Here is a 26,699-nt window from a genome sequence, read left to right on the forward strand (position 1 = left end):
CACTACAGCGCCCGCAACTTCGTATCAGACGCGCCGACGCTTGCGCGGACGGCAACCGTTGTGCGGGATCGTGGTCACGTCGCGGATCGAGGTGACGGTGAAGCCCGCAGCCTGCAGCGCGCGGAGCGCCGACTCACGGCCCGAACCGGGACCGGCGACTTCGACTTCCAGCGTGCGCATGCCGTGTTCCTGAGCCTTCTTGGACACGTCTTCAGCGGCGACCTGCGCGGCATACGGGGTCGACTTGCGCGAGCCCTTGAAGCCCATCGTACCCGCGGATGACCAGGCAATCGTGTTGCCCTGCGCGTCGGTGATGGTGATGGTCGTGTTGTTGAAGGACGAGTTCACGTGCGCGACGCCGGAGGCGATGTTCTTGCGCTCACGACGACGAACGCGGGTGGCTTCCTTGCCCATAGAGTACCTTTCCTGAAGATCTCAAACGCCGCCGTAATGCCAGCGGCTACACCTGATGGAACGAAAGGCGCGCGGCGAACAGGTCTCCCCGATTCGCCGCACGCCGCGATTGGAATAGAAAACTTACTTCTTCTTGCCGGCGATGGCCTTGGCCGGACCCTTGCGCGTACGCGCATTGGTGTGGGTGCGCTGACCGCGCACCGGCAGACCGCGACGATGACGCAGGCCGCGATAGCAGCCGAGGTCCATCAGACGCTTGATGTTGATACCGACTTCACGACGCAGGTCGCCCTCGACGAGATAGTCGCGGTCGATCACTTCGCGGATCTGGAGCACTTCAGCGTCGCTGAGCTGATTGACGCGACGATCCTCGGGGATCTTCACCTTTTCGAGGATCTCGCCAGCGATCTTCTGGCCGATGCCATGGATGTACTGGAGCGCGATCAGCACGCGCTTGTTGGTCGGAATGTTCACGCCGGCAATACGGGCCACGGCCTTCTCTCCTGTTGCCGATCCCTCGTCAGGAATCGGGCTTTAAGTGCTTATGTTTCTCGGGCAGGTGTTCACAAACGCGAACACGACGCCCACCCCTGGTCTTCCTGGGGCCCGGCATCGTTTGAAACTATCCGACTTGGATGCGGGGCTTATTAAGGGATTCAGGGGGCTTTCGTCAACCGCCGCTAGCGCTTAGCTCGCTTTTTCGTGACCTTTTTTGCGGCCTTTTTGGCACCTTTTTTGACGGCCCCTTTGGCAGTCTTTTTGACCACTTTCTTGGTCGTTTTCTTGGTTGCCTTCTTGGCTGCTTTCTTGGCGCCTTTCACGGCCTTTTTGGCGGATTTGGCTGTCTTTTTGGCTGATTTCGCCGGCGTTTTGGCCGCTTTGGCCTTTTTGGCCCCCGTCTTGGCGGGTGCCGCCTTGGCCGCGCTGCGGACGTGGGTCTTGGGCTCGACCGCGCCCAGCGCCAGGAGTTGGCGGTGGACGGCGCGGGTCACCTCGTCGATGGCCATCATGCCGTCGATGGTCGAGAGCTTGCGGCGCTCGGAATAGTAGTGAATCAGCGGTTCGGTCTGGCTGCGGTAGCTGGCCAGCCGCTTGGTCAGGACCTCGGGGGTGTCGTCGAGGCGGACCTCCTCCCCGCGCTCCCGCATCTGGGCGACGCGTGTCTCGACGCGACTCAGCAGCGCGCTCTCGTTGACGCGGAGCTCGATCACGGCGTCGAGCTTGAGGTGCTTGTGCCGGAGCAGATTGTCGAGCGCCTCGGCCTGCGGCACGGTGCGCGGGAAACCGTCCAGGATGAAGCCCTGCTTGGCGTCCGGCTGATCGATGCGATCGGAGATGATCCCCACCACCACGTCGTCAGGCACGAGTCCGCCGCCGGCCATGATCTCCTTGGCCTTCAGACCGACCGGCGTTCCCGCCGCGACGGCTGCACGCAACATCTCGCCGGTCGAGAGCTGGACGATGCCATAGCGCTGCACCAGAAGTTGCGCCTGGGTCCCCTTGCCCGACCCCGGCGGTCCCAGAAGTATAATTCTCATCGGCGTACGCCCCCCGATTGGTGAGCGACAGGTCGCGCACCCGTGTTTGAAAGTTTGACAACAGTGCAAACCACAATCGGCGCCGCACCGCTACCCATATCATAGGGGAGCAAATGCCCGGACGCCAAGAAGGCCTTTGAAATCAGGGATTGCGCTGCAGTGAGAGCAGCTCTTCCGATGAGTGGGAATGACCGACGGATCGCCTCGGTGGGCGCCGCGCATCAGTTGCGCGGCGAATCGGCGGCGCAGATGCGCCGCCTTCATGGACGTGCCGCTTAGCGGCGACGGCCCCGCAGCTTCGACTTGCGGATCAGTCCTTCGTACTGATGGGCCAGCAGATAGCCCTGCACCTGCGCAACCGTATCCATGGTGACACTGACCACGATCAGCAGCGACGTGCCGCCGAAGTAGAACGGCACCGATGCGTAGGAGATCAGGATCTCCGGGATCAAGCAGACGATCGCGAGATAGATCGCGCCCAGCACGGTGATGCGCGACAGCACGTAGTCGATATATTCCGCGGTGCGCTCGCCCGGACGGATGCCCGGAATGAAGCCGCCATGCTTCTTCAGATTGTCTGCGGTCTCGGTCGGGTTGAACACGATCGCGGTGTAGAAGAAGGCGAAGAACACGATCAGCGCGAGATAGAGCACCAGGAACAGCGGGCGGCCGTGGCCGAGCTGGGTGGTGATCCACTGGAACCATTCCGGTCCCTTGCCCGCGTTGAAGTTCGCAACCGTGGTCGGCAGCAGCAGCAGCGAGGACGCGAAGATCGGCGGGATCACGCCCGAGGTGTTGAGCTTGAGCGGCAGATGCGAGGACTGGCCCTCGAACATCTTGTTGCCGACCTGACGCTTCGGATACTGGATCAGGAGCCGGCGCTGGGCACGCTCCATGAACACGATGAAGGCGATCACGGCGACCGCCATCACGATAACGACCAGGATCAGGCCGGTCGACATCGCGCCCTGACGGCCGAGCTCGAGCATGTTGGCGAGCGCTGCGGGCAGCTCCGCGACGATGCCGGAGAGAATGATCAGCGAGATGCCGTTGCCGATGCCGCGCGAGGTGATCTGCTCGCCCAGCCACATCAGGAACATGGTGCCGCCGGTCAGCGTGATCGCGGTGGAGAGACGGAAGAACATGCCGGGGTCGCTGACGACGTTGCCGGCGCCTTCGAGGCCGACCGCGATGCCGTAGGACTGGAACGCGGCCAGGATCACCGTCAGGTAGCGGGTGTACTGGTTCAGCGTCTTGCGGCCCGCCTCACCTTCCTTCTTCAGCGCCTCGAGCTGCGGCGAGACGGTGGTGAGGAGCTGGATGATGATCGAGGCCGAGATGTACGGCATGATGTTCAGCGCGAAGATCGCCATGCGGTGGATGCCGCCGCCGGCGAACATGTTGAACATGCCGAGGATGCCGCCTGCCTGCGACTTGAACACCTGCTCCCAGATGTTGGGATCGATGCCGGGCAGCGGGATGTAGGTTCCGAGCCGATAAACGAGCAGCGCACCCAGGGTGAACCAGATGCGCTTCTTCAGTTCGTCGGCCTTGGCGAACGCGCCGAAATTGAGATTGGCTGCCAGTTGTTCCGCTGCTGAGGCCATATTGGACTTTCTCCCGCCGCCTTTTGCGCCGTCATACCCGCGGCCGGGCTATTTTAGCGGACGCCGGACATTATCTGGGGCTTCGGCTTCGATAAGTCCATCGTCCCGCATGCGCAAAGGCCCGCGAGGCGCGGGCCAATGACGCAGTTGTTACGCCGCCTCGCCTTCTTCCTTGGCAGGGGCGAGGATCTTCACCGAACCACCGGCCTTCTCGACCGCTTCGATCGCGGACTTGGTGGCACCATGGACTTCGATGTTCAGCTTGGCCTTGAGCTCACCGCGGCCGAGCAGCCGCAGACCGGCCTTGGCGCGGCGCAGCACGCCGGCCTTCACCAGCGCCTCGACGTTGACGACGGCGCCGGCCTCGAGCTTCTTGGCATCGACCGCGTCCTGGAGACGGTCGAGATTGATCTCGGCGAACTCGACGCGGAAGATGTTGTTGAAGCCGCGCTTGGGCAGACGGCGATGCAACGGCATCTGACCACCTTCGAAGCCCTTGATGCGCACGCCCGAACGCGCGGTCTGACCCTTGCCGCCACGGCCGGACTGCTTACCCTTGCCCGAACCGATGCCACGGCCGACGCGCATGCGCTTCTTGCGCGAGCCGGCATTGTCGGCGATATCGCTGAGCTTCATCGCCCTGCTCCTTGTGTCTTGCGCATGATCTGGTCCGAAAACCGGTATCCAATTTTCGGGATCATGCGCCCTGTTTTACTTCTCGTCGACAATGCGAACGAGATGGTGAACCTTGTCGATCATGCCGCGGACGGCCGGGGTGTCCGGCAGTTCGCTGGTGCGGCCGATCCTGTTGAGCTTGAGCCCGATCAGCGTCGAACGCTGCGAGTGATGGCGGCGGATCGCGCTGCCGGTCTGCTCGAGTTTGATCGTCTTTGCGGCCTTGGCCATCGTGGTCTACTCCGGAAAGCGTTCGTTAGTCGGCGGCCGCCTCGGCATCGCCGCCGATGCGACGACCCTGGAGGGTGGACACCTTGATGTTGCGGCGCGCCGCGACCGAACGCGGTGAGTCCTGATGCTTCAACGCATCGAAGGTCGCACGCACCATGTTGTACGGGTTCGACGAGCCAATCGACTTCGCCACCACGTCCTGGACACCGAGCGTCTCGAACACGGCGCGCATCGGACCGCCGGCGATGATGCCGGTACCAGCCGGAGCTGCACGCAGGTAGACGCGGCCCGCGCCATGACGGCCGGCGATGTCGTGATGCAGCGTACGGCCCTCGCGCAGCGACACGCGGGTCAGGTTGCGCTTGGCGGACTCGGTGGCCTTGCGGATCGCCTCAGGCACTTCGCGCGCCTTGCCGTGACCGAAGCCGGCGCGGCCCTTCTGATCGCCGATCACGACCAGTGCTGCGAAACCGAAGCGCTTCCCGCCCTTGACGACCTTGGCCACGCGATTGATGTGGACGAGCTTGTCGACGAACTCGCTGTCGCGCTCTTCGCGCTCCTTGCGTTCACGTCCGCCGCCGCGTTGATCGCGTCCACCACGTTGTTCGCGTTCTGCCATTTTTCCAATCCTTCAGAGGCTTGCGCCTCAATCCTCAAATTCTGTTAGAAGCTCAGCCCGCTCTCACGCGCAGCGTCGGCGAGAGCCTTGACGCGCCCGTGGTAGAGGTAGCTGCCGCGATCGAACACGACTTCCTTGACGCCCTTCTCGGCGGCGCGTTCGGCCAGCAGCTTGCCGACCGCCTTCGCTGCATCGATGTCAGCGCCGGTCTTGCCGCCGTCGCGCATCGACTTCTCGAGCGAGGAGGCAGAGGCCAGCGTCTCGCCCTTCAGGTCGTCGATGACCTGGGCGTAGATGTGCTTGGACGAGCGGAACACCGACAGACGCGGACGGCCGCCACCGGAGCGGCGCAGCTTCAGCCGCACACTCCGCTTGCGCCGGGCATTCGTAACCTTGGCTTTCGACATGACCGGCTCCGTTACTTCTTCTTGCCTTCCTTGCGGAAGATGAATTCGCCAACATACTTCACGCCCTTGCCCTTGTAGGGCTCCGGCGGACGATAGGAGCGAATCTCGGCGGCGACCTGGCCGACGCGCTGGATGTCGCTCCCGGTCACCGTGATCTCGGTCGGCTTCGGCACGGTGATCGTGATCCCTTCCGGGATCGCGTAGACCACATCGTGGCTGTAGCCGAGCGCGAGCTGCAGGTTCTTGCCCTGCATCGCGGCGCGGTAACCGACGCCGGTGATTTCGAGCTTCTTCTCGAAGCCCTTGGTGACGCCTTCGACCAGATTCGCGACCTGGGCGCGAGCGGTACCGTACAGCGCACGCGCGCGGTTGGTCTCGACCCGCGGGTTCACCTTCACCTGGCCGTTCTCGAGCTTCACCTCGACGTCGTCATGGACGACGAACTGAAGCTGGCCCTTGGGCCCCTTCATCTTGACGGTCTGCCCATCGACGGTCGCGGTCACACCCGACGGAACCGCCACAGGCCTTTTGCCAACTCGTGACATGGATCAAAAACCCTTCTCAGAACACCGTGAAGAGGACTTCACCGCCCACGTTCGCTTCACGCGCACTGTGGTCGGCCATGATCCCCTTCGGCGTCGACAACACCGAAATACCGAGCCCGTTATTGACCCGCGGCAGGTTCTTCACCGAGGCGTAAACTCTGCGCCCGGGCTTGGAGACACGTTCGATCTCGCGGATGACGGGCTCGCCGTCGAAATACTTCAGCTCGATCTCGATCTCGCTACGGCCCGAGGCGTGCTCGAGGGTCGCGTAACCGCGGATGTAGCCCTCGCTCTTCAGCACTTCGAGGACGTTCTCGCGCATCTTCGAGCCGGGCGTGGAGACCTTGCTCTTGGCGCGCATCTGCGCGTTGCGGATGCGGGTGATCAGATCGCTGATTGGATCGTGCGTAGACATCTAAACGACCCTCCTTACCAACTCGACTTCACGAGGCCCGGGACCATGCCCTTGGAGCCAAGGTCGCGGAGCGCGATACGGGACAGTTTGTTCTTGCGATAGTTCGAGCGCGGGCGGCCCGACAGCTCGCAACGCAGACGGATGCGGGTGGCCGACGAATTGCGCGGCATTTCCGCAAGCTTCAGGGTAGCGGCGAACCGCTCCTCCATCGGCAGCGTCTTGTCGGCGATGATCGCCTTCAACCGCTCGCGCTTCGGGGCGGCGTTCTTCACCATCCGCTTGCGCCGGTTGTTCTTCTCGATTGAACTCTTCTTTGCCATGCTTGGCTCCTGGGTATCCGCGTTTGAGAGGCTTTAGGTCAGCGTCTCACTGCCGGAACGGGAAATTGAAAGCGGTCAACAAGGCCCTCGCCTCTTCGTCGGTCTGGGCCGTGGTGCAGACGGTGATGTCCATACCGCGGGCTTCCGTGACCTTGTCGAAGTCGATCTCGGGGAAAATGATGTGCTCCTTGATGCCGAGCGAGTAGTTGCCGCGGCCGTCAAAGCTCTTCGGGTTCAGGCCGCGGAAGTCGCGGACGCGCGGCAGCGCGACCGTCACCAGGCGGTCGATGAACTCGTACATGCGGGCCTTGCGCAGCGTAACCTTGCAGCCGATCGGCTGGTTCTCACGCAGCTTGAAGGTCGCGATCGCGATACGCGAGTAGGTGACGATCGCCTTCTGGCCGGCGATCTGGGTCAGCTCGGCAGCGGCGGTCTCGGCCTTCTTGCGGTCGTTGACGCTGTCGCCAACGCCCATGTTCAGCACGACCTTGTCCAGGCGCGGAACCTGCATGACGTTCTGATAACCGAACTTCTCGGTCATCGCCGTGCGGATCTTCGCATCGTATTCCGCGCGCAGGCGCGGGGTGTAAGCGGCCTCAGCCATCGATCTCAGCTCCCGAGCTCTTGGCGATGCGGACCTTCTTGCCGTCCGCCAGAATCTTGAATCCGACGCGGGTCGGCTTTCCGTCCTTGCCGACATACGCGATGTTGGACAGTTGGATCGGCGCCTCTTTCGAGATGATGCCGCCCTCCTGGGCCTGCGTCTGCTTCTGGTGACGCTTGACCATGTTGATGCCGCGCACGAGCGCCGTGCCGGCGTCGGGACGAACTTCGAACACCTCGCCGGTGCGACCCTTGTCGCGGCCGGTCAGCACGACGACCTTGTCGCCCTTGCGGATCTTCGCAGCCATCACAGCACCTCCGGCGCGAGCGAAATGATCTTCATGTGGTTCTTCGCACGCAGCTCGCGCGGCACGGGCCCGAAGATACGGGTGCCGACCGGCTCGGCCTGGTTGTTGATCAGAACGGCGGCGTTGCGGTCGAAGCGGATGACCGAACCGTCAGCGCGGCGGATGTCCTTGCGGACACGCACCACGACGGCCTTCATCACGTCGCCCTTCTTCACCTTGCCACGCGGAATGGCTTCCTTGATCGAGACGACAATGATGTCGCCGATCGTGGCGTAGCGGCGCTTGGAGCCTCCGAGCACCTTGATACACATGACACGGCGTGCGCCAGAATTATCGGCCACGTCGAGGTTGGTCTGCATCTGAATCATTGATGCACCTCGTCCTCTTTCTCTTTGCGCCAGCCTAGCCGGCGCTCAACATTTCCCTGAAGTCAGTCGGCCAAGGCCAACAGATCAGGCGCTTTTCTTGTGTTCGCCCCGGATCACGATCCAGCACTTCAACTTCGAAATCGGCTTGGTCTCTTCGATCCAGACCATGTCGCCCGGCTTGAACTCGTTGTTCTCGTCGTGCGCGTGATAGTTCTTCGAACGGCGGATCGTCTTCTTGTAGATCGGATGCGTGAAGCGGCGATCGACGCGCACCACGACGGTCTTGGCAGTCTTGTCGCTGACGACCACGCCTTGCAAAGTACGTTTCGGCATATCCGTTAGCCCCTTACTTCTTCTTCGCGCGCGCTTGCGCGGCGACGGTCTTGATCCGGGCGATGTCGCGGCGAGCCTCGCGCAGACGCGAGGTGTTCTCGAGCTGCCCGGTGGCACGCTGGAAGCGCAGGTTGAAGCGCTCCTTCTTCAGGTTCAGGACGGCATCGTCCTGCTGGTCGGGGCTCATCGCGCGGATGTCTTCGATCTTCATCTGGGCCATGACCATTACTCCGCAATGCGCTCGACGAAGCGCGTCTTGATCGGCAGCTTGGCGGCCGCGAGCGTCAGCGCCTCACGCGCCGTCTGGGTGTTGACGCCGTCGATCTCGAACAGCACCCGGCCCGGCTTGACGCGGGCGACCCACAGTTCCGGCGAACCCTTGCCGGAGCCCATGCGGACTTCGGCCGGCTTCTTCGACACCGGAACGTCGGGGAACACGCGGATCCAGACACGGCCGGCGCGCTTCATGTGGCGGGTCAGCGCGCGGCGAGCGGCTTCGATCTGGCGCGCGGTGACGCGCTCAGGCTCGGTCGCCTTCAAGCCGAATTGGCCAAACGCCAACGTCGCGCCCGAAGTCGCAACGCCGTGAATGCGGCCCTTATGCGCCTTCCGGAACTTCGTTTTCTTAGGTTGCATCATGGCTTTAAGCCCTCAAACTCTCTGTGCTGGCGTCAGGCCGCAGCGTTGTCACGGCGCCCACGGCCACCGCGATCACCACCGCCGCTGCTCTCGCCTTCGGCCATTCTCTTGTCCTGGGCCATCGGATCGTGCTCGAGGATCTCACCCTTGAAGATCCAGACCTTGACGCCGCAGGTGCCGAAGGTCGTGAACGCGGTCGCAACGCCGTAGTCGATGTCGGCACGCAACGTGTGCAGCGGCACGCGGCCTTCGCGATACCACTCCATGCGCGCGATTTCCGCACCGCCCAGACGACCCGAGCAGTTGATGCGGATGCCTTCCGCGCCAAGACGCATCGCCGACTGCACGGCACGCTTCATGGCGCGGCGGAACGCCACGCGGCGCTCCAGCTGCTGAGCGATCGACTCGGCCACCAGCGTCGCATCGAGTTCCGGCTTGCGGATTTCGACGATGTTGATGACGACGTCGGACGAGGTGATGTCCGCGACCTTCTTGCGCAGCTTGTCGATGTCGGCGCCCTTCTTGCCGATCACCACGCCCGGACGAGCCGAGTGGATGGTGACGCGGCACTTCTTGTGCGGACGCTCGATCACGATGCGGGCGACGGCTGCCTGCTTGAGCTCCTTGTGCAGGATCTCGCGGATCTTGACGTCCTCGTGCAGCAGCTTGCCGTATTCCTGCTTGCCGGCGAACCAGCGGGAATCCCAGGTCCGGTTGATACCGAGACGCAGACCGATCGGATTGATCTTTTGACCCATCGTTTTCTCCTGCGACCCTTAAGCCGCTGCTGCTTCGGCTTCGACCTGACGAACAATGATCGTCAGCTGCGAAAATGGTTTGTAAACACGGCCCGAGCGGCCACGGCCGCGGGCTGCAAAGCGCTTCATCACGAGGCCGTTTCCGACGAAAGCCTGCGCCACGACGAGATCATCAACGTCGAGGTCGTGGTTGTTCTCGGCATTGGCGATCGCCGATTCCAGACACTTCTTCACGTCGACCGCGATCCGCTTGCGCGAGAACTGCAGATCGGCGAGCGCAGCGGAAGCCTTCCGGCCGCGAATGAGCTGGGCGACCAGGTTGAGCTTCTGCGGGCTCACCCGCAGCATCCGGGCGACCGCCTTGGCCTCGTTCTCGGCGAGGCTCCGTTCGCGCTTAGGTTTGCTCATCGTTTAATCCTCAAGCCTTCTTGGCTTTCTTGTCGCCGGAGTGGCCATGGAAGGTCCGGGTCGGCGAGAACTCGCCGAACTTGTGACCGACCATTTCCTCGTTGACGGCCACCGGCACGTGCTTCTGACCGTTGTAGACGCCGAAGGTCAGACCAACGAACTGCGGCAGGATCGTCGAGCGACGGCTCCAGATCTTGATGACGTCGTGACGGCCGGACGCGCGCGCGGCATCTGCCTTCTTGAGCAGAGAACCCTCGACGAACGGGCCTTTCCAGACTGAACGAACCATGTCCGGCGTTCCTTACTTCTTCCGCTTGTGGCGGCTTAGGAGAATGAATTTGTTGGTCGACTTGTTGGTGCGGGTCTTCTTGCCCTTGGTCGGCTTGCCCCACGGGGTGACCGGGTGGCGACCGCCCGAGGTACGACCTTCACCACCGCCGTGCGGATGGTCGATCGGGTTCATCGAAACGCCGCGGTTATGCGGCTTGCGACCCAGCCAACGATTGCGGCCGGCCTTGCCGATCGACGTATTCATGTGGTCCGGGTTCGACACCGCACCGATCGTGCCGCGACAACGGCCGTGCACCAGACGCTGCTCACCCGAGTTCAGGCGGATGATGACGTAGTCCTGGTCGCGGCCGACGAGCTGGGCGTAGGTGCCGGCGGAACGAGCGAGCTGGCCGCCCTTCCCGATCTTGACCTCGATGTTGTGGATGATCGTGCCGACCGGCATGTTGCCGAGCGGCATGACGTTGCCCGGCTTCACGTCGACATAGTTGCCGGCCACCACGGAATCGCCAACCGCCAGGCGCTGCGGCGCCAGGATATAGGCCTGGGTGCCGTCCTCGTACTTGACCAGCGCGATGAACGCAGTGCGGTTCGGATCATATTCCAGCCGCTCGACGGTCGCAGGCGCGTCGACCTTGTCGCGCTTGAAGTCGACGATGCGCAGGGTCTGCTTGTGACCGCCGCCGCGGAAGCGGACCGTGATACGACCGGTGTTGTTGCGACCGCCCGAGGAGTGCTTGCCTTCGGTGAGCGCCTTGACCGGCTTGCCCTTGTAGAGGGCCGAACGATCGACCATGACCAGCTGGCGCTGGCCCGGTGTCGTGGGGTTGAACTTCTTCAGTGCCATCGTCGTGCGACCTTACAGACCGGTGGTCACGTCGATCCGATGACCCTCTTCGAGGGTCACGATCGCGCGCTTGGTGTTCGACTGCGAGCCGAGATTGCCGCGGAAGACCTTGGTCTTGCCCTTGCGGACCAGCGTGTTGACGCTCTTGACCTTGACGTCGAACAGCTTCTCGACCGCTTCCTTGATCTGCGGCTTGGTCGCCTTGGCGGCCACCTTGAACAGGACCTTGTTGTGCTCGGACGCCAGCGTCGCCTTTTCGGTGACGACAGGGGCGACGATCACGTCATAATGCCGAGGCTCGATATTCTTGCTCATTTGAAGCGCGCCTCCAGCGCATCGATGGCCGCCTTGGTCAGAACGAGCTTCTGACGGCGCAGGATGTCATAGACGTTGATGCCCTGGATCGGCAGCACGTCCATGTTCGGAATGTTGCGGGCCGCAGCGGCAAAGCCGTTGTTGAGCTCGGCACCGTCGATGATCAGCGCGTTGGTCAGGCCGAGACCGGAGAAGTGACCGAGCAGCGCCTTGGTCTTGGCGGCTTCCAGCGCGGCCTTGTCGATCACGAGCAGATCGCCGTCCTTGGCCTTGGCCGACAGCGCATGCTTGAGGGCGAGCGCGCGGACCTTCTTCGGCAGGTCGGTGGCGTGCGAGCGCACGACCGGACCGAAGGCACGACCGCCGCCGCGGAACTGCGGCACGCGGGCCGAGCCGTGACGAGCACCGCCGGTGCCCTTCTGCTTGTACATCTTCTTGCCGGTGCGCCAGATCTCGGCGCGACCCTTGGCCTTGTGGGTACCGGCCTGGCGCTTGTTGAGCTGCCACTGCACGCAACGTGCAATGATGTCCTGGCGCGGCTCGAGACCGAAAATGGCGTCGGACAGCTGGACGGAGCCAGCTTCCTTGCCCTCGAGGGTGGTGACCTTCAATTCCATCTCACGCACCCTCTTGCTGGGCCGCAGCCTCGGCTTCGCCGCCCGCAACCTTGAACTTGCCGGGCTTCGGAGCTTCCTTCGGCAGCGGCTTCTTGACGGCGTCGCGCACGCGGATCCAGCCGCCCTTGGAGCCGGGAACGGCCCCTTCGACGAGGATCAGGCCACGCTCGACATCGGTCTGGACGACGCGAAGATTGAGCGTGGTGATGCGATCGACACCCATGTGGCCGGGCATCTTCTTGTTCTTCCAGGTCTTGCCGGGATCCTGACGACCACCGGTCGAACCGATCGAGCGGTGCGAGACCGACACGCCGTGAGTGGCGCGCAGACCGCCGAAGTTCCAGCGCTTCATACCGCCGGCGAAGCCCTTACCGACCGAGGTGCCGGTGACGTCGACGAACTGGCCGACGACGAAGTGGTCCGCCTGGATCTCGGCGCCGACCGGGATCATCTGATCCGCAGTGACCCGGAACTCCTCGACCTGCCGCTTCGGCTCGACCTTGGCGACCGCGAACTGGCCGCGCTCAGCCTTGGGCATGTACACGGTCTTGCGGCTGCCAGAACCAAGCTGGAGCGCGACATAACCGTTCTTCTCTTCAGTGCGGTGGCCTACGACCTGGCAATTGCCGAGCTTCAGCACGGTCACGGGGATATGCTCGCCGGCCTCTGTAAAGACCCGCGTCATCCCGACCTTTTGTGCGATCACTCCGGAGCGCATCGGCGTGCTTCCTGTTCTTTCTGTCCGCAAGGTGCGAACGTGATCCAAAAATCTTAGAGCTTGATCTCGACGTCGACACCGGCGGCCAGGTCGAGCTTCATCAAAGCATCGACGGTCTGCGGGGTCGGATCGACGATGTCGAGCAGGCGCTTGTGAGTGCGCATCTCGAACTGTTCGCGGCTCTTCTTGTCGACGTGCGGCGAACGGTTGACGGTGAACTTCTCGATGCGGGTGGGCAGCGGAATGGGTCCGCGGACCTGCGCACCGGTACGCTTCGCCGTGTTCACGATCTCGCGGGTCGACGTATCGAGGATACGATGGTCGAACGCCTTGAGACGGATACGAATGTTTTGGCCGTTCATTGCCGTGGTCTCTCTTTAGTGGGGGGTGGCGAATAGCGAATAGCGAATGTCACCATTCGCTACCCGCCAATCCCTATTCGCGTAATTACTCGATGATCGAGGCGACGACGCCGGCGCCGACGGTGCGGCCACCTTCGCGGATGGCGAAGCGGAGCTTCTCTTCCATCGCGATCGGCACGATCAGGTGCACTTCCATGGCGATGTTGTCGCCCGGCATCACCATCTCGGTACCTTCCGGCAGGTGCACGACACCGGTCACGTCGGTGGTGCGGAAGTAGAACTGCGGACGGTAGTTGGTGAAGAACGGGGTATGGCGACCGCCCTCTTCCTTGGTGAGGATGTAAGCCTCAGCCTTGAACTTGGTGTGCGGCTTGACCGAACCCGGCTTGCAGAGCACCTGGCCGCGCTCGACGTCTTCACGCTTGGTACCGCGGAGTAGCGCACCGATGTTGTCGCCGGCTTGGCCCTGATCGAGCAGCTTGCGGAACATTTCGACGCCGGTGACGGTGGTCTTCTGGGTCGCGCGGAGACCGACGATCTCGATTTCCTCGCCGACCTTGACGACGCCGCGCTCGACACGGCCGGTCACGACGGTGCCGCGGCCCGAGATCGAGAACACGTCTTCAACCGGCATCAGGAACGGCTGGTCGATCGGACGCTCCGGCTGCGGGATGTAGCTGTCGACGTTCTTCATCAGCTCGATGATGGCGTCGTGGCCGAGCTTCTTGTCCGAGTCTTCGAGAGCGGCCAGAGCCGAACCCTTGATGATCGGGATCTTGTCGCCCGGGAAGTCGTACTTGGAGAGCAGCTCGCGGACTTCGAGCTCGACGAGCTCGAGCAGCTCCGGATCGTCGACCATGTCGCACTTGTTGAGGAACACGACGAGCGCGGGCACGCCGACCTGGCGGGCGAGCAGGATGTGCTCGCGGGTCTGCGGCATCGGACCGTCAGCGGCCGACACGACCAGGATCGCACCGTCCATCTGGGCGGCGCCGGTGATCATGTTCTTCACGTAGTCGGCGTGGCCGGGGCAGTCGACGTGCGCGTAGTGGCGGTTCGGCGTCTCGTACTCGACGTGCGCGGTCGAGATGGTGATGCCGCGCGCCTTCTCTTCCGGCGCCTTGTCGATCTGGTCGTACGCGGTGAACGTCGCACCGCCGGCTTCGGCGAGAACCTTGGTGATCGCCGCGGTCAGCGACGTCTTGCCATGGTCGACGTGACCGATGGTACCGATGTTGCAGTGCGGCTTGGTACGTTCAAACTTAGCTTTGGCCATTTGACTCTCCGTTCAATCGTCAGTTCGTGACCGACGACAATCAGGCAAACTTCTTCTGGACTTCTGCCGACACGTTGGCCGGCGCTTCTGCGTAGTGGTCGAACTGCATGGTGAAGGTCGCGCGACCCTGGCTCATCGAGCGCAGATTATTCACGTAACCAAACATGTTCATGAGCGGCACCATCGCGTTGATGACGTTGGCGTTGCCGCGCATGTCCTGACCCTGGATCTGACCGCGCCGGGAATTCAGGTCGCCGATGACCGAACCGGTGTAGTCTTCCGGGGTCACCACTTCGACCTTCATGATCGGCTCGAGCAGGACGGACTTGCCCTTCTGCAGCGCTTCGCGGAACGCAGCGCGCGAAGCGATTTCGAAGGCGAGCGCCGATGAGTCGACGTCGTGATACTTGCCGTCGACGAGCTGAACCTTGACGTCGACCACGGGGAAGCCCGCGACCACGCCTGAGCTCATCACGCTGTTGAGGCCCTTTTCAACGCCGGGGATATATTCCTTCGGCACCGCGCCGCCGACGATCTTCGACTCGAACTCGTAGCCCTTGCCGGGCTCGTTCGGCTCGACGACGATCGACACTTCGGCGAACTGACCGGTACCGCCCGTCTGCTTCTTGTGGGTGTACTTGACTTCGGCCTTCTTGGTGACGCGCTCACGGAACGCAACCTGCGGCGCGCCAATGTTGGCGTCGACCTTGTAGGTGCGGCGGAGAATGTCGACCTTGATGTCGAGATGGAGTTCGCCCATGCCCTTGAGGATGGTCTGGCCGGACTCCTGGTCGGTCGACACGCGGAAGGACGGATCCTCCGCGGCAAGCTTCGCCAGCGCCACGCCCAGCTTTTCCTGGTCGGCCTTGGACTTCGGCTCGATCGCGATCTCGATGACCGGCTCGGGGAATTCCATCTTTTCCAGGATGACCTGCTTGTCGGGATCGCACAGCGTGTCACCGGTGCGCGCTTCCTTCAGGCCAGCCAGAGCGACGATATCGCCGGCATAGGCTTCCTTGATGTCTTCGCGATTGTTCGCATGCATCAGCAGCATGCGCCCGATGCGCTCCTTCTTCTCGCGGGTCGAGTTCACGACGCCGGTGCCGCTCTGGAGAACGCCAGAATAGATGCGGCAGAAGGTGATGGTGCCGACGAACGGGTCGTCCATGATCTTGAACGCGAGCAGCGCGAGCGGCTCCTTGTCGTCCGCCTTGCGCACGACTTCGTTGCCGCGGTCGTCGGTGCCCTTGATCGCAGGCACGTCGATCGGCGACGGCAGATAGTCGACGACGGCGTCGAGCAGCGGCTGCACGCCCTTGTTCTTGAAGGCCGAACCGCACAGCACGGGATAGAACGCGCCGGTCAGCACCGCCTTGCGGATCAGCCGCTTCAGCGTCTCCTCGTCCGGCTCCTTGCCGTCGAGATAGGCAGCCATGGCGTCGTCGTCGAGCTCGACGGCGGCTTCCACCATCTTCTCGCGATATTCCTTGGCCTGCTCGACCAGATCGTCCGGGATGGCGACATAGTCGAACTTCGCGCCGAGCGACTCGTCGTTCCAGATGATGCCCTGCATCTTCACGAGGTCGACGAGACCCTTGAAGTTGTTCTCGGCACCGATCGGAAGCTGGATCGCAATCGGCTTGGCACCGAGACGGTCAACGATGTCGGCCAGGCACTTGAAGAAGTCGGCGCCGGTCTTGTCCATCTTGTTGGCGAAGACGATGCGCGGAACCTTGTACTTGTCGCCCTGGCGCCAAACGGTCTCGGTCTGAGGCTCGACGCCCTGGTTCGAGTCGAGCACGCAGACGGCGCCGTCGAGCACGCGCAGCGAACGCTCGACTTCAATGGTGAAGTCAACGTGACCGGGGGTGTCGATGATGTTCAGGCGCTTGCCGGCCCAGAACGCCGTGGTCGCAGCCGAGGTGATCGTGATGCCACGCTCCTGCTCCTGCTCCATCCAGTCCATCGTCGCGGCACCTTCGTGCACTTCGCCGATCTTGTGGCTCTTGCCGGTGTAATAGAGGATGCGCTCGGTCGTCGTGGTCTTGCCGGCATCGATATGCGCCATGATACCGAAATTGCGGTAGTTCTCTATGGCATGAACGCGAGGCATGGGATGTTCCTTAGATTCCGTGTGTCGCCGTTACCAGCGATAGTGCGAGAAGGCGCGGTTGGCTTCCGCCATCCGGTGCACGTCTTCACGCTTCTTGACGGCGTTGCCACGGTTGTTCGAGGCGTCCAGCAGCTCAGCCGAGAGCCGCTCGGTCATGGTCTTCTCGTTGCGCTCGCGCGCAGCCGAGATCAGCCAGCGGATGCCCAGAGCCTGACGGCGCACCGAGCGAACTTCGACCGGAACCTGGTAGGTCGCGCCACCGACGCGGCGGGAGCGCACTTCGATCGTCGGCATGACGTTCTCGAGTGCCTGCTCGAACACGCCGAGCGGGTTCTGCTTGGTCTTGGATTCGATGATGCCGAACGCACCGTAGACGATGCCTTCCGCAACCGACTTCTTGCCGGCGTACATCACCGAGTTCATGAACTTCGTGACGATGATGTTCCCGAACTTCGGATCGGGAAGAACTTCGCGCTTTTCCGCTGAGTGGCGACGAGACATTGAGCTGGTTCCCGCTTACTTCGGACGCTTCGCGCCGTACTTCGAACGACGCTGCTTACGGTTCTTGACGCCCTGGGTATCCAGAACGCCGCGGAGGATGTGGTAGCGCACGCCGGGCAAGTCCTTGACGCGACCGCCGCGGATCATGACCACCGAGTGCTCCTGAAGGTTATGGCCTTCACCCGGGATGTAGCCGATCACCTCGAAACCGTTGGTCAGACGCACCTTGGCGACCTTACGAAGCGCCGAGTTCGGCTTCTTCGGGGTCGTGGTGTAGACGCGCGTGCAAACGCCACGCTTCTGCGGCGACTGCTGCAGCGCCGGCACCTTCTTGCGCGACTTCTGCACTTCACGCGGTTGAGCGATCAGCTGGTTGATCGTCGGCATCCTGGCCTTACCCTTTGTTATCGCGGCCCCTTGCGGATCCGCTGTCTTGCCGCGGCCCGTCGCCGGAACCGCAAATTCTTGTCGCGCTACCCGCCCGACGGGGCTCGCCTCGCGCGGAACATCCGCACAAAGCGAAATCGCGCCAACCGCTCATTGCTGAGTGGAAAGCGCTTCGACGCCACAGAGGACCGCAGTATGGAGACCGATCAGCGTAAAGCCGCGGCCCGCGCACTGAGGTCATGCATCCGAATTCGGCCTCACGAGAACATGCTCGAAAGACCTAAAATCGCACTGGCATTGCCTAGCTATTATCGACAGCGTTTGAGCGGCATTCGTCGAGGTTGGTGCCCGTCTTTGTGACCCCTGAGGGATCAACGGGTGGCCCGTTCCGACGTTGGCGATGCTCACCGCCTGTCGTTAAGTGAGGCGCTTTCTATAAGTGAGAATCGCTCAAGTCAAGGCGAAACGACAGTCACAAAGCGCTTCTCGCACCTTGAGAAATTGCCTGCTCGGTGCATGCCGGATATGGGTATGGAGCCCCTGCTCCGCCAGCCTCAGCCTAATTTTTACCCGGAGGAAATGTACTTTTATAACCAACGCTAAGGCTTTTTTTCCTCTTGATGCGTCAATCTGCCTCCTTCGGCAGAGACAAGCGCCATGCGGTACACCGATATTGCCATCATTGGCGGGGGACTTGCCGGCTCAACCGCCGCAGCGATGCTGGGGCGCGCCGGTATTTCGGCTGTCATGATCGACCCGCATGAGACCTATCCGGCCGATTTTCGCGTCGAGAAGCTCAGCGGTCACGCCCAGGTCGAGCGATTCCAGCGCACGGGAATCGCAGACCAGGTGCTGCGCCGTGCGACGTTCTCCGGCGAGAACTGGATCGCACGGTTCGGCCGTCTCCTCGACAAGGCGCCGAGCCGGCAGTTCAACATCCTCTATGATTCCCTGGTTAACGCGATCCGCGACGAGATTCCCGACACCGTCGAACGAATCTGGACCAAAGCGGTATCGGTCGAGACCAGCCCCGAGCGGCAGAGGGTGGCGCTCGCCAATGATGAGACGATTTCGGCCCGCCTGGTCGTGTTCGCCAACGGTCTGAACGTCGGCCTGCGGCACCAGCTTGGCATCACCAGAAACATCATCAGCGCGTGCCATTCGATCTCGATCGGGTTCGATGTGGCACCGGCCGGGCGGAATGCGTTCGACTTTCCGGCGCTGACCTATTTCTCCGAACGGCCGAGCGACCGTATTCCCTACATCTCGCTGTTTCCGGTCGGCACGCGGATGCGGGCCAATTTGTTCGTGTATCGCAGCTTCGACGATCCCTGGCTGCGCGAATTCCGCCGCGCGCCCGCGGAAACATTGAATGCCGCCCTGCCCCGCCTCAAGCGCATCACCGGCGCCTTCGACATCATGGGCGAGCTTAAGATTCGCCCGGTCGATCTCTACGTGAACGATGCCAGCCACCAGCCGGGCGTGGTGCTGGCGGGCGATGCCTTCGCAACCTCCTGCCCGGTCGCGGGCACCGGTTGCGACAAGGTGTTCACCGACGTCGAGCGGCTCTGCAACGTCCACATCCCGCAATGGCTGGCGTCTGACGGGATGGATGCGAACAAGATCGCGGCCTTCTACGCCGATCCCGTCAAGCGGGCCTGCGATGAATGGTCGGCGGCAAAAGCGTTCGATTTCCGCCAGGTGTCGATTGCGACGAGCCCCTACTGGACCGCGCAGCGCTGGGCGCGCTTCACGGCGTGGTCGACCCAAGGATTATTGCGGCGGCTGGGAGGGGTACTCCATCTGGAGCCGAACTTCCTCGGTCACTCCTCGTCGTCCTCGTCCTCATCATCCTCGTCGAGGTCTTCGTCGTCCTCGTCATCGTCGCTATCGTCATCGGCCTGAGCGACCACGCCGTGCGGCTGGTGGATCTGGTCGTTCCACAGCTTGCGATAGGTGCCGTTCTTGGCGAGCAGCTCGGCATGCGAACCGCGCTCGATCGCCCTGCCCCCTGAAATCACGATGATCTCGTCCATCTCGACCACCGACGTCAGGCGATGGGTCGACCAGATCATGGTGCGGCCCTTGGCGACCTTCAGCAACGTGCGGTTGATCGCGGCCTCCGTGGTCTGGTCGAGTGCCGAGGTCGCCTCATCCAGCAGCAGCACGGAGGGATTGCGGATGACGGCGCGCGCGATCGCGATGCGCTGACGCTGACCGCCCGACAGCGTATCGCCGCGCTCGCCGACCGGCGTGTCGTAGCGCTGCGGCAGGCTCATGATGTAGCGGTGGATCTCGGCCTTCTTGGCCGCCTCCTCCACCTCGTCGTCGGTCGCGCCCTCCTTGCCGAGCCGGATGTTCTCGCGGATCGACACGTTGAAGAGCATGTTCTCCTGAAACACCACCGCCATGCTCCGGCGCAACGAATCCAGTGTCACCTTGCGGACGTCGACGCCGTCGATGGTGACGCGGCCTTCGTCCGGCACGTAGAGGCGCAAGATCAGGTTCAACAGCGTGCTCTTGCCGGAGCCCGAGGGGCCGACGATGGCGATGCGCTTGCCGGCATTGAGCTTGAGGCTGAGATTGTCCAGCACCGGCGTCTGCGCGCCCTCGTACTGGAACGTCACGTGGTCGAAGGTGATGTCGTGAGTGATGCGCGGCAGATCCGGCGCGCCCGGACGATCGGCACCGCGGGTGGGCTGATCCAGCAACTCCTGCATGTGCCGAATCGCGGCGGCCGAGGAGATCGACACCGGGATGAAGTGCATCACATGAGCGATGTTGTAGGAGACCTCCCAGAACGCGCTCTCGAAGGTGACGAAGGTGCCGATGGTGATCTGGCCCTTGGTCGCGAGATAGGCGCCGATCGCAAGGACGACGAGATGCAGCAACAGCACCGAGATGGTGACGGTGCGCTCCACCATCGTCGACAGGAACCCGGCGGCCGCGATCCTGTTGCGTGCCGCGTCGTTGCGGAAGGTGAAGAAGCCGAACATCTTGCGCTGCAGGCTGAACGCCTTGATCACGGCCTGCGCCGCCACGTTCTCCTGCACCATGCCGAGCAATGCGCTTTCGTTCAGCTTCTGCTCGTAATTGGCCTGCACCGCCTTCGGCGTCAGGATGCGCGGGCCGATCAGCGTGATCGGAAACACCAACAGCGCAACGACTGCGAGCTGCCAGTTCAGGAACAGCATCAGGATGATGCCCGCGATCAATTCCAGAAACGGCAGCGCGGCGCTGTTGGCGAAAGACTTGACCGAGCCTTCGAAGGCCGACAGGTCGACCGAGAAGCGCGACAGAATCTCGCCGCGTTTGGTGCGGCCGAAATAGGCAGCCGGCAGGTCCTGAACGTGCTCGAACAGGCGCTTGCGGACATCGGAGATGACGCAGGCGGCCAGCCGCGCGTCCCAGCGCTCGTACCAGACCGCGACGATCGAGGTGAAGATGCCGGCGACCGCGAGCACGCCGAGGATCTTGTACAGTGCCTGGAAATCCTCCTCGCCGAGCGCGTCGTCGATCAGGAACTTCAGGCTGAGCGGCATGATGACGTTGAACAGCGTCTCGACGAGAACGCCGAACGCCACATAGCCCAGGATGCGCTTGTAGTTGGACAGGAAAGGCTTGACGAAACCCAGGATGGTCGCGAGCGCGCCGGCGGCTTCGCGTGCGGTAAAGACGACGAGATCCTCGTCATCATCGTCGTCGTCGAGCTCTAGCTCGTCCTCGTCATCATCCTCGTCTTCGTCGTCCTCGTCGTCCTCGAGATCCGGCTTGGCGCTGGAGGCGAGCTTGTCGTCGAGCTCGGCCGCCTCTTGCGCGGCGAGCTTCTGTTTGTCGGGAGAGAGAGGCCTGGACGCCATGAAACCAACCGATGCTGACGGCCGGCATGACCGCAGAGAAAGCAGAAAATAGCGGAAGCCGCTATTTGCACCGATTCTATGCGATCAGGATGAATTCGGCAAAGCAATTGGCGATTTTCATCCGCCCCGTGATGCTAGTCGTCGTCCTCGACCTTGTCGAAGAAGGAATAGCGCAAGCTGTCGGCGTCGGCATACCACTGGCCCGGGCCCTTGTTGGCGGCGAGCGTCGCGGTCCAGAGCGCGTCGGTGCAATCCTTGCGATGCATCGACAGATCGAAGCCGTTACCGAAGAACAGCTCGGACCATTCCCACCAGGTGCCGAGCTTCTTGACCCCGCGCAAGAGGTCGTAGCGGTCGATCACGGCGGAGGCCATGTCCGAGGTCACAGAACCGAACACGAGGCCGGTCTTGACCACGCGGTTAAACTCGCGGATCGCGCGGACCACCTGCTTCGGAGCAACGTGGCAGAGGCTGGTCTCGAACACGAAGTCGAAGCTGCCGTCCTTGAACGGCATGTCGGTGATCGAGCCGAGCTTGTTGTACTTCTTCAGAGCCTTCGGCGTCTTGGCGTGGATGGCGCGATTGTTCTCGATGCCCCAGGCATCGATGCCGCGATCGCGCAACGCGCCGACCAGCTCGCCGCTGGCGGAGCCCGCCACCAGGAGTTTTGCGCCCTTGGCCCTGCCCCAGACGATCCCGATCAGTTTTGTGAGATAGTCTGGGTCGGTGAATTGCTTCCACGCCTCGCTATAGGGACCGAGGCCGCGGTAACTCTCGAAATAGTCGCGATCGATCTTGTCGGAGATCGGCTCGCCTTCTTCCTGCGCACGCTCGCGGCGCAGCCGCATCATCTCGGTCAGGATGATGTCGGTCGCCGCGTCCGAGGAGTCGAGCAGACCGTTCAACGTGGAGTCGAACAGATAGTCGCCGACCACGACGATGCCGGGATGCTCCTTCGGCTCGGGCCGGTGATTGGTCATGACATCGCGCACCGGTAGACCACCCGGGATCGCATTCACCGACGACAGCCAGCGGTGGATCTTGCCTTCCATGAAATGCGCACGCGCATCGCCCAGCGAGGCCGGCAGCGATTTCACGGCGGCGTCGATCAGCTCCTGGTCAGACAGATTGGCGAACGCGAGCGCATCGGAGCCGGGAATGAGCCAGTTCAAGACACCATGCTTGCCGACGTCGTGGCGCGCGCCCTCGTTGTAGACGCAGCAGCCGCCGAAAGCTTCCGACATGAACCAGGCGCCGGGAATCTTGTCGCCCCAGAACGGGGAGTCGAACAGAATCGAGACGCGCAGATAGTGCGCGGGACGGTCGAAATACGACACGTGCTTGACCATCGACTTGCGCAGCTGCTCGCCTTCCCAGCCCATGGTGGCGAGCCAGGAATGCGGCAGGCAGACCAGCACGAGATCGAAGTCGCGCGTCTCCGGCCCCTTGCCGTTCATCATCTTGAGCTGGTAGCGGCCGGTCGGCGCCTTGCCGACGGTGAGCACGCGGTGATTGAGCTGGATGTCGGCATTAACCTCCGACTGCAGGCAATCGATCAACTGCTCGTTGCCGTTCTGGATGGAATAGAGGCCGATATAGCCGTCGACATCCATAAGATAGTTCTTCAGCGCGTTGAGGCCGTTGGTGTTGTGGCTTTCGGTCGCGATGTCCGAGCGCGCCATCACCTTGAAGAAGCGCTTTGCGGTCTCGTCCTCGACCTCCTCGTCGAGCACCTGCTCGGCGGTCTTGTAGGCCCACGGGTTCTCGTTGTCGTGCGCGCCGACGCCCTCGTAATACTCGACCGGCGACAGCGCCTCGGCGCAGCGCTTGCGAAACGCCTCGATCGCGGCGGCGGTCTTGGCGCCGTATTTGCGGCGCATGCCCGCGACGTCGTCGAGCAGCTCGCCGCCGAACTGCACCTGCTCGGCGTCCATCGGAATGGTCTGCAGGCCGAAATGCTGGATCAGCTCGCGCAGCGGATCGGGACCCGTCATCGAGTAGTCATAGATCTCCGCAACGCCGGCCTCGTACAGCGCCGGCGCGGAATCGAATTTGCGCGTGACGATCTTGCCGCCGAGCCGGTCGGAGGCCTCGAAAATGGTGATGCGGCAGAGGTCCCCGAGCTTACGCTTCAGGTACCAAGCGCTCATCAGCCCGCCGGGGCCACCGCCTACGATTGCGAGATCAAGCATGTTAGTTCCGTGGTCTCCGGCCCTGCCCCCGTCACAGGACCACCGGTCTAAGTTCCCTTAGCAGAAGCGCTTTTGCGCCTGAAGGAAAGATGAACAAAGGTTGATCCCGCATCGCAACAGGCAAACAAAGCAGCAAAAAGGCCGGCTTTCGCCGGCCTTTTCGTTGTCCTCAGTAATCCTACGGATGATCTATCATTCCGCGGGCGGCAGCGCAGGAAGCTCTGCTTCCGGCGCGGGCGACACAACGGCCGCCTGCTTCTCGCGCTCGTCCAAAATCAGCTTGTCGCGCTTCATGGCGACTTCGCGGATCTTCGCCATGGAGGCGCCGGTGCCCGCCGGGATCAGCCGGCCGACGATGACGTTCTCCTTGAGGCCTTCGAGCGGATCGACCTTGCCGTTGACCGCCGCTTCCGTGAGCACGCGGGTGGTCTCCTGGAACGAGGCCGCCGAGAAGAAGGAGCGGGTCTGCAGGCTCGCCTTGGTGATGCCGAGCAGAACCGGCGTACCCGTGGCGGGCTTCTTGCCCTCTTCCTTGGCCTTCTCGTTGAGCGCGTCGAACTCGATCTTGTCGACCTGCTCGCCGGAGATCATGTCCGTGTCGCCCTGGTCGGTGACTTCCACCTTCTGGAGCATCTGACGGACAATCACCTCGATGTGCTTGTCGTTGATGAGCACGCCCTGAAGCCGATAGACCTCCTGGATTTCGTTGACCAGGTAGGCCGCAAGCTCCTCGATGCCCTTGACCGCAAGGATGTCGTGCGGCGCCGGGTTGCCTTCCACGATGAAGTCGCCCTTTTCGACGATGTCACCGTCCTGAAGGTGGATGTGCTTGCCCTTCGGGATCAGGTACTCGCGCGCCTCGTCGGTCTTGTCCATCGGCTCGATCGAGATGCGACGCTTGTTCTTGTAGTCGCGCCCGAACCGGATGGTGCCCGCGATTTCAGCGATGATCGCAGCATCCTTCGGACGCCGTGCCTCGAACAGTTCCGCCACCCGCGGCAGACCGCCGGTGATGTCACGCGTCTTGGCGCTTTCGGTCGAGACACGGGCGAGGATGTCGCCTGCCTGGACCTTGGCTCCGACGTCGACCGAGAGAATGCCGTCGACCGACAGCATGTAGCGGGCATCGCCGCCACGGGCGAGCTTGAGCACCTTGCCGTCCTTGCCCTTGACCACGATGGCCGGACGCAGGTCCGAGCCGCCGCGGGTCGAGCGCCAGTCGATGACAACGCGCTTGGCGATACCGGTGGCCTCGTCCAGCGTTTCCGAGATCGACTGGCCTTCGACCAGATCCTCGAAGCCGATGGTGCCTTCCACTTCGGTGAGAAGCGGACGGGTGTATGGATCCCACTCGACGATGCGCTGGCCACGCTTGACCATGTCGCCCTCGTCCACGTGCAGGCGGGCGCCGTACTGAATACGGTGCGTCGCACGCTCGGTACCGTCCGCATCGACGATCGCAATCACCATGTTGCGGACCATCGCGACCAGGTGGCCTTCGCTGTTGCGGGCGATGGCCTTGTTCCGGATCACGATCTTGCCGTCGAAATTGGCTTCGACGAACGACTGCTCGTTGAGCTGCGCCGCACCACCGATGTGGAAGGTGCGCATGGTCAGCTGGGTACCCGGCTCACCGATCGACTGCGCCGCGATCACGCCGACGGCTTCACCGTGGTTGACCGGCGTACCGCGAGCGAGATCGCGGCCGTAGCACTTGCCGCAGATGCCGTTGACGAGTTCGCAGGTCAGCGCCGAGCGGATCTTCACCTCCTGCACACCACCCTGCTGGATGGCGTCCAGATGGCTTTCTTCCATCAGCGTGTCGCGCTTGATGATCACCTTGCCGGAAGCGTCCTTGATGTCTTCGCAGGCCGTGCGTCCGAGGATGCGCGAGCCCAGCGAAGCGACCACGGTGCCGGCATCGACGATGGCACGCATCTTGATGCCGAGCTTGGTGCCGCAATCGGACTGCGTGATGATGCAGTCCTGTGCGACGTCGACCAGACGACGGGTCAAGTAGCCCGAGTTCGCGGTCTTCAACGCGGTATCCGCGAGACCCTTACGGGCGCCGTGGGTCGAGTTGAAGTACTCGAGAACCGAGAGGCCTTCCTTGAAGTTCGAGATGATCGGCGTCTCGATGATCTCACCCGACGGCTTGGCCATCAGGCCGCGCATGCCGGCGAGCTGGCGCATCTGGGCCGGCGAACCACGGGCACCGGAGTGGGCCATCATGTAGATCGAGTTGATGTCGGCATCAGCTCCAGCCGCCGTCTTCTTGGTGGAGGAGATTTCCTTCATCATCGCCTTGGCGATTTCTTCCGTGGCCTTAGACCAGGCGTCGACGACCTTGTTGTACTTCTCGCCATGGGTGATCAGACCGTCGTTGTACTGCTGCTCGAAATCCTTCGCCAGCGTACGGGTGGTGTCGACGATCTTCCACTTGGAGTGCGGCACGACCATGTCGTCCTTGCCGAACGAGATTCCGGCCTTGAACGCATTGTAGAAGCCGAGCGCCATGATGCGGTCGCAGAAGATCACAGTCTCCTTCTGACCGCAGTGACGGTAGACCTGGTCGATGACGCCCGAGATCTCGCGCTTGGTCATCAGCTTGTTGATGATCTCGTACGAGATGCGCGGGTTCTTCGGCAGCAGATTGCCGAGCATGACACGGCCGGCGGTGGTTTCGATCCAGCGCTTGGAGACCTTGCCGGTCTCGTCCATGCCTTCCCACCGATACTTGATCTTGGTGTGGAGGTGGATGACCTTCGCGTGCAGGGCATGCTCGAGCTCGGCCATGTCGCCGAACAGCTTGCCCTCGCCGGGCAGGCCTTCGCGCATGATCGAGACGTAGTAGAGACCGAGCACGATGTCCTGCGAGGGCACGATGATCGGCTGGCCGTTCGCCGGATGCAGGATGTTGTTGGTCGACATCATCAGGACGCGCGCTTCCAGCTGCGCTTCGAGCGACAGCGGAACGTGCACGGCCATCTGGTCACCGTCGAAGTCGGCGTTGAACGCCGAGCAGACCAGCGGGT

General features: G+C 62.7%; 33 protein-coding genes. 1 reads left to right on the top strand and 32 read right to left on the bottom strand.

Going from position 1 to position 26,699, the window contains the following annotated elements; genetic code table 11:
- Positions 1-24: 24 nt before the first annotated feature.
- The 29 genes from rpsK to rpsL form a co-directional block, all read right to left on the bottom strand.
- Entirely contained in the window at positions 25-414 is a 390-nt protein-coding gene (gene rpsK / locus Q0687_RS04735) for a 30S ribosomal protein S11 (RefSeq protein WP_007603045.1), read from the bottom strand.
- A 123-nt stretch (positions 415-537) separates the two neighbouring features.
- Complete coding sequence (gene rpsM, locus Q0687_RS04740; protein WP_014494511.1) at positions 538-906, bottom strand: 30S ribosomal protein S13; 369 nt, start codon at positions 904-906, stop codon at positions 538-540.
- A gap of 188 nt (positions 907-1,094) precedes the next feature.
- Positions 1,095-1,952: an adenylate kinase gene (locus Q0687_RS04745; protein ID WP_298872924.1), complete on the bottom strand. Its 858-nt coding sequence runs from the start codon at positions 1,950-1,952 to the stop codon at positions 1,095-1,097.
- 275 nt (positions 1,953-2,227) lie between these two features.
- Positions 2,228-3,559: a preprotein translocase subunit SecY gene (gene secY / locus Q0687_RS04750; protein WP_092228451.1), complete on the bottom strand. Its 1,332-nt coding sequence runs from the start codon at positions 3,557-3,559 to the stop codon at positions 2,228-2,230.
- Between the two features lie 150 nt (positions 3,560-3,709).
- Positions 3,710-4,195: a 50S ribosomal protein L15 gene (gene rplO / locus Q0687_RS04755; RefSeq protein ID WP_280706223.1), complete on the bottom strand. Its 486-nt coding sequence runs from the start codon at positions 4,193-4,195 to the stop codon at positions 3,710-3,712.
- 75 nt (positions 4,196-4,270) lie between these two features.
- Entirely contained in the window at positions 4,271-4,465 is a 195-nt protein-coding gene (gene rpmD, locus Q0687_RS04760; RefSeq protein ID WP_298872936.1) for a 50S ribosomal protein L30, read from the bottom strand.
- 25 nt (positions 4,466-4,490) lie between these two features.
- On the bottom strand, positions 4,491-5,084 hold the full coding sequence (gene rpsE, locus Q0687_RS04765; protein WP_057745465.1) for a 30S ribosomal protein S5: 594 nt from the start codon (positions 5,082-5,084) through the stop codon (positions 4,491-4,493).
- A 44-nt stretch (positions 5,085-5,128) separates the two neighbouring features.
- The gene (rplR, locus tag Q0687_RS04770) at positions 5,129-5,491 is read right to left on the bottom strand and encodes a 50S ribosomal protein L18 (RefSeq protein ID WP_007603036.1); all 363 of its coding nucleotides are present in this window, start codon (positions 5,489-5,491) and stop codon (positions 5,129-5,131) included.
- An 11-nt stretch (positions 5,492-5,502) separates the two neighbouring features.
- Positions 5,503-6,036, bottom strand: a complete 534-nt coding sequence (gene rplF, locus Q0687_RS04775; RefSeq protein ID WP_027549201.1) for a 50S ribosomal protein L6 — start codon at positions 6,034-6,036, stop codon at positions 5,503-5,505.
- A 16-nt stretch (positions 6,037-6,052) separates the two neighbouring features.
- Positions 6,053-6,451, bottom strand: a complete 399-nt coding sequence (gene rpsH, locus Q0687_RS04780; RefSeq protein ID WP_195803904.1) for a 30S ribosomal protein S8 — start codon at positions 6,449-6,451, stop codon at positions 6,053-6,055.
- Between the two features lie 14 nt (positions 6,452-6,465).
- The gene (rpsN, locus tag Q0687_RS04785; protein ID WP_027535302.1) at positions 6,466-6,771 is read right to left on the bottom strand and encodes a 30S ribosomal protein S14; all 306 of its coding nucleotides are present in this window, start codon (positions 6,769-6,771) and stop codon (positions 6,466-6,468) included.
- 46 nt (positions 6,772-6,817) lie between these two features.
- On the bottom strand, positions 6,818-7,375 hold the full coding sequence (gene rplE, locus Q0687_RS04790) for a 50S ribosomal protein L5 (RefSeq protein ID WP_298872952.1): 558 nt from the start codon (positions 7,373-7,375) through the stop codon (positions 6,818-6,820).
- Positions 7,368-7,682 carry a 50S ribosomal protein L24 gene (rplX, locus tag Q0687_RS04795; RefSeq protein ID WP_011088142.1) on the bottom strand — a complete coding sequence of 105 codons (315 nt, stop codon included), beginning with the start codon at positions 7,680-7,682 and terminating at the stop codon, positions 7,368-7,370. The genes rplE and rplX overlap by 8 nt, the downstream gene beginning before the upstream one ends.
- Positions 7,682-8,050 carry a 50S ribosomal protein L14 gene (gene rplN / locus Q0687_RS04800; RefSeq protein ID WP_008549246.1) on the bottom strand — a complete coding sequence of 123 codons (369 nt, stop codon included), beginning with the start codon at positions 8,048-8,050 and terminating at the stop codon, positions 7,682-7,684. The genes rplX and rplN overlap by 1 nt, the downstream gene beginning before the upstream one ends.
- An 84-nt stretch (positions 8,051-8,134) precedes the next feature.
- Entirely contained in the window at positions 8,135-8,383 is a 249-nt protein-coding gene (gene rpsQ, locus Q0687_RS04805; protein ID WP_057745481.1) for a 30S ribosomal protein S17, read from the bottom strand.
- A gap of 13 nt (positions 8,384-8,396) precedes the next feature.
- Complete coding sequence (rpmC, locus tag Q0687_RS04810; protein ID WP_027535297.1) at positions 8,397-8,603, bottom strand: 50S ribosomal protein L29; 207 nt, start codon at positions 8,601-8,603, stop codon at positions 8,397-8,399.
- A 5-nt stretch (positions 8,604-8,608) separates the two neighbouring features.
- Positions 8,609-9,022 carry a 50S ribosomal protein L16 gene (gene rplP / locus Q0687_RS04815; protein ID WP_027535296.1) on the bottom strand — a complete coding sequence of 138 codons (414 nt, stop codon included), beginning with the start codon at positions 9,020-9,022 and terminating at the stop codon, positions 8,609-8,611.
- Between the two features lie 32 nt (positions 9,023-9,054).
- Complete coding sequence (rpsC, locus tag Q0687_RS04820) at positions 9,055-9,780, bottom strand: 30S ribosomal protein S3 (protein ID WP_151649651.1); 726 nt, start codon at positions 9,778-9,780, stop codon at positions 9,055-9,057.
- An 18-nt stretch (positions 9,781-9,798) separates the two neighbouring features.
- Positions 9,799-10,188, bottom strand: a complete 390-nt coding sequence (rplV, locus tag Q0687_RS04825) for a 50S ribosomal protein L22 (protein ID WP_057745488.1) — start codon at positions 10,186-10,188, stop codon at positions 9,799-9,801.
- A gap of 10 nt (positions 10,189-10,198) precedes the next feature.
- Positions 10,199-10,477, bottom strand: a complete 279-nt coding sequence (gene rpsS, locus Q0687_RS04830; RefSeq protein ID WP_008136357.1) for a 30S ribosomal protein S19 — start codon at positions 10,475-10,477, stop codon at positions 10,199-10,201.
- A 12-nt stretch (positions 10,478-10,489) separates the two neighbouring features.
- Positions 10,490-11,323, bottom strand: a complete 834-nt coding sequence (rplB, locus tag Q0687_RS04835) for a 50S ribosomal protein L2 (protein WP_237861443.1) — start codon at positions 11,321-11,323, stop codon at positions 10,490-10,492.
- Positions 11,324-11,335: 12 nt separating this feature from the next.
- A complete protein-coding gene (locus tag Q0687_RS04840; RefSeq protein ID WP_298872970.1) occupies positions 11,336-11,638 on the bottom strand; it encodes a 50S ribosomal protein L23 in 303 nt (100 codons plus the stop codon).
- Positions 11,635-12,255, bottom strand: coding sequence for a 50S ribosomal protein L4 (rplD, locus tag Q0687_RS04845; RefSeq protein WP_011088150.1), 621 nt, complete (start codon positions 12,253-12,255; stop codon positions 11,635-11,637). Before rplD ends, Q0687_RS04840 begins: the two co-directional genes overlap by 4 nt.
- Before the next feature lies 1 nt (position 12,256).
- On the bottom strand, positions 12,257-12,973 hold the full coding sequence (gene rplC, locus Q0687_RS04850; protein WP_298872973.1) for a 50S ribosomal protein L3: 717 nt from the start codon (positions 12,971-12,973) through the stop codon (positions 12,257-12,259).
- A gap of 53 nt (positions 12,974-13,026) precedes the next feature.
- A complete protein-coding gene (gene rpsJ / locus Q0687_RS04855) occupies positions 13,027-13,335 on the bottom strand; it encodes a 30S ribosomal protein S10 (protein ID WP_002712302.1) in 309 nt (102 codons plus the stop codon).
- An 85-nt stretch (positions 13,336-13,420) separates the two neighbouring features.
- The gene (gene tuf, locus Q0687_RS04860) at positions 13,421-14,611 is read right to left on the bottom strand and encodes an elongation factor Tu (protein WP_194467931.1); all 1,191 of its coding nucleotides are present in this window, start codon (positions 14,609-14,611) and stop codon (positions 13,421-13,423) included.
- Positions 14,612-14,651: 40 nt separating this feature from the next.
- Positions 14,652-16,724 carry an elongation factor G gene (gene fusA / locus Q0687_RS04865; protein WP_298872979.1) on the bottom strand — a complete coding sequence of 691 codons (2,073 nt, stop codon included), beginning with the start codon at positions 16,722-16,724 and terminating at the stop codon, positions 14,652-14,654.
- Between the two features lie 30 nt (positions 16,725-16,754).
- Positions 16,755-17,225 (bottom strand): 30S ribosomal protein S7, encoded by a 471-nt coding sequence (gene rpsG / locus Q0687_RS04870; RefSeq protein ID WP_212235938.1) that lies wholly within the window; start codon positions 17,223-17,225, stop codon positions 16,755-16,757.
- Between the two features lie 15 nt (positions 17,226-17,240).
- On the bottom strand, positions 17,241-17,612 hold the full coding sequence (gene rpsL, locus Q0687_RS04875; protein ID WP_007603006.1) for a 30S ribosomal protein S12: 372 nt from the start codon (positions 17,610-17,612) through the stop codon (positions 17,241-17,243).
- Between the two features lie 657 nt (positions 17,613-18,269).
- Between rpsL and Q0687_RS04880 the strand changes: the two genes are divergently transcribed.
- Positions 18,270-19,517: an NAD(P)/FAD-dependent oxidoreductase gene (locus tag Q0687_RS04880; RefSeq protein WP_298872985.1), complete on the top strand. Its 1,248-nt coding sequence runs from the start codon at positions 18,270-18,272 to the stop codon at positions 19,515-19,517.
- On the opposite strand, the gene Q0687_RS04885 is transcribed toward Q0687_RS04880, so the two are convergent.
- The 3 genes from Q0687_RS04885 to Q0687_RS04895 form a co-directional block, all read right to left on the bottom strand.
- Positions 19,436-21,472 carry an ABC transporter ATP-binding protein gene (locus tag Q0687_RS04885; RefSeq protein ID WP_298872987.1) on the bottom strand — a complete coding sequence of 679 codons (2,037 nt, stop codon included), beginning with the start codon at positions 21,470-21,472 and terminating at the stop codon, positions 19,436-19,438. The two genes, Q0687_RS04880 and Q0687_RS04885, sit on opposite strands and share 82 nt — an antisense overlap.
- Before the next feature lie 134 nt (positions 21,473-21,606).
- A complete protein-coding gene (locus tag Q0687_RS04890; RefSeq protein WP_298872989.1) occupies positions 21,607-23,664 on the bottom strand; it encodes an FAD-dependent oxidoreductase in 2,058 nt (685 codons plus the stop codon).
- Positions 23,665-23,856: 192 nt separating this feature from the next.
- A partial coding sequence (locus Q0687_RS04895; RefSeq protein WP_298872991.1) for a DNA-directed RNA polymerase subunit beta' occupies positions 23,857-26,699 on the bottom strand: 2,843 nt, incomplete at its 5' end.

The sequence above is a fragment of the uncultured Bradyrhizobium sp. genome (assembly GCF_936928535.1).
Lineage (GTDB): Bacteria > Pseudomonadota > Alphaproteobacteria > Rhizobiales > Xanthobacteraceae > Bradyrhizobium.